Source organism: Nocardia africana NBRC 100379 (assembly GCF_001612635.1).
Classification (GTDB): Bacteria; Actinomycetota; Actinomycetes; order Mycobacteriales; family Mycobacteriaceae; genus Nocardia; species Nocardia africana.
This window is the reverse complement of the sequence record NZ_BDAV01000060.1, coordinates 1-2,504: the sequence shown is the minus strand read 5'-3', so window position 1 is coordinate 2,504 and position 2,504 is coordinate 1. Positions and strand designations below refer to the sequence as shown.

The window sequence follows — 2,504 nt, the reverse complement described above, 5'->3', positions numbered from 1 at the left end:
GCGGCGATCGCGGTGTCGGGGATGCCGATCGCGTGAGCGTGGGTTTCGACTTCGGCGCGGTCGGCTGCCAACTGCAGCAGGTGTGTGCGCCAGGCCAGCATGGACGATTCCCCGGCCCCCGGTGGAGTCTCGTAGCCTGCGCGCAGCAGCCGGCCTCGGTCGTCGGACAAGTCTTGGATCCGGTCGAGCAGCCTCTGCTGCCACACCGGTCTTCGCTGCACAGGCGGTGATTGCGGTTCAGTCATCTGCGGGCTCCTGGATTCGAATTGTTTTGCGCTGCTACTGTTCTCGACAGTCGAGGCGTCATGTCACGGTTCGGGTCCGGTGTCGCGCGCGGGTGCAACAGCCTGGTTCGGGTCCGGTGTCGGGATCTCCGGCAGAAATTCGCGGGGCGCATCAGGCAGTGCAGCGGCGATATCGGCGTCGATCGCGGCGCCAGCACCGACCGTCTTGTCGACGCTGCGGCCGGGATGCAGCACGGCGCTGATTTGGGCGATCAGTGATTGTGGCGGGGGCATCAGTTCGCGATCCGGGTCCCAGGTCAAGTCGCCGTAGTCGGCCAGCGCCGCATGCGCGGACACCGCGGCATCCGGCGTCGACCGGATGGAATGCCATCGCCGCGCCAACTCGGCAGGACCGATGTCACGTATTGGCTGTGCGAAAGCGGCCAGCCGTGTGGGACTTTCGATGTCGGGCCATATCTGTTCGCGTTCCGCGCCGACCGGTTTCAGCAGAGCCGCCACCGTGGCGATGCGGTCCCATCGCTGGCCCAGCATTTCGGCGAAAGCGTCCTGGTCTCGTTCGGGTCCGGTGGCGACTCGCGACCGGTAGGCGGCATGCACGGCCGCGAGGTGCCCCAGCTCCCGCGTCTGCTCGCCCACCGCGGCGATCAGTTCGGCGCGCGCCCGCACATCTGTGCCCGGCCAACGCTCGGGCACCTGCACGCTGGCGGTGTGCCCCCGGGCGTAGTCGAGCCACGGTGACGGGATGCCGCCGGCGCGCCCGAGCTCGGTGAGTGCGTCGGCACGGTCGTGCAAGTCATCGAGGTAGTCGCGCCACAATTCGGAGGGAAAGTGGCCGAATTCGCCGCCGAGACGACCCGTTTCCTGCATCCGGGCCAGCCCGTCGGCGATGTCCCGCAACCGCCGCAGCAGCGCAGCCTGGGCGGCGTTCGGACCCCGGACACGGTCGCTGCCCGGCGAGCTGGTCGACGTCTGCTCCGCGATGCGGGCTGGGTCGGGTGTCGGTTCGGGAGTCGTCATCCTTTTCTCCTGGTCTCGGGTTCGGCGCCCTGCCGCCGGATAATCAGCGGGTCGAGGGCGTGTGCCCGCCGTTACGGGCTGGGGCCGCTGTCGCGATGTATGAGTGCCGGGCCGGCGCCGGCGTGCTGCTCGTCACCGGGTGTTGGGGCGGGGAACTCGAAGCACCGGGGCTCGCCTAACGCGGCGATCACCGCGCTGTCGGTGGCTGCGCCCAGCTGCAGGTCGTGAGCGGCCAGGCCGGGTGGCAGTCGCAGGGCTGCGGCGATGTGTTCGACCATCACCGCGGGGATCGGCGCGATGGCGGAATCAGGGAGGAAGTCGATGTCGCCGTAGTCGGTCAGCAACCGGTAGGCAGCCACCGATGTGGGTTCATGTTCGGCGTGGACGCGCCATTGCTGTGCCAGCAGATCGGGATCGCGGTCTCGCACCGTGGCCGCCAGCGCGCGGGCCCAGATCGGATCCGGGGCCGGCCTGATCCGGTCGCGTTCGGGTCCGATCAGATCCAACAGCGCCGCGATCGAGGTCAGGCGCTCGTGGCGCACCGCTGCGGTGGCTTCGATGCGTGTGCGCTGCGAGTCGGGTTCGTTGCTGCGGGCGCGAGCGCGGTAGGCGGCGTGGACGGCCATGACGTCGCTGAGGTCGCGGGCTTCGGCGGCGAGGTCGTCGATGAGGCGGTCGAGTTGCACGGGTTGCGGGACGGGCCATCGTTGCGGCGTGCGCCATCCCCGTGCCGCGCTCGCCCTGGAGGCGGGCGAGATCGATCCACCGCTGCGGGATTCCACCGGCGTGGCCCAGCTCCGCCAGCGCGGCGCCGCGCGCCATCAGCGCATCCAAGCGAGCGAACCAAGAGGGTTCCGCCAAAACTCCTGCCTCCCAGTGGTTGCGGGCGGCATCGAGCAGCGCGCGCGTGTCGGCTACCACCGCACTCAACCGCCGCAGCAGTGCCTTCTGCGCCGCGTTCGGCGCCACCGGACGCCGACCACTCGTGCCGACAGGGTGTTGTGTCCCGGTCATGGCTCGACCTCGACTCCGAGGCTGGGCTGGCGCGGCGCCGGGGCGAGATCCGGTACCAGGTCGTGATGGCCGCTGCTGCCTATTCCGGTCGCGGCCACCGCTAATTCGATGCCTTCCCCGGCCGACGCGACCACGTCGGCTTCCAGATGCCGGTCGGCGCCCTCGGCGGCGGGAATACTGTTGTGTACGAGTTCTTTTCGAAGGACGTCGAGGATTTGGTCGGGTGGT

At 69.5% G+C, this 2,504-nt stretch carries 4 protein-coding genes; all 4 read right to left on the bottom strand.

The window, feature by feature from the left end; translation table 11 throughout:
- Positions 1-245, bottom strand: a 245-nt coding sequence (locus NA3_RS35130) for a hypothetical protein (protein WP_157126653.1), incomplete at its 3' end; no start/stop codon positions are given.
- 63 nt (positions 246-308) lie between these two features.
- Complete coding sequence (locus NA3_RS35125) at positions 309-1,262, bottom strand: hypothetical protein (RefSeq protein ID WP_062969219.1); 954 nt, start codon at positions 1,260-1,262, stop codon at positions 309-311.
- A gap of 71 nt (positions 1,263-1,333) precedes the next feature.
- Positions 1,334-1,948: a hypothetical protein gene (locus NA3_RS35120; protein ID WP_062969217.1), complete on the bottom strand. Its 615-nt coding sequence runs from the start codon at positions 1,946-1,948 to the stop codon at positions 1,334-1,336.
- Positions 1,949-2,272: 324 nt separating this feature from the next.
- Positions 2,273-2,504 (bottom strand): hypothetical protein (locus tag NA3_RS37955; RefSeq protein ID WP_167355100.1); only part of this gene is annotated, 232 nt, incomplete at its 5' end.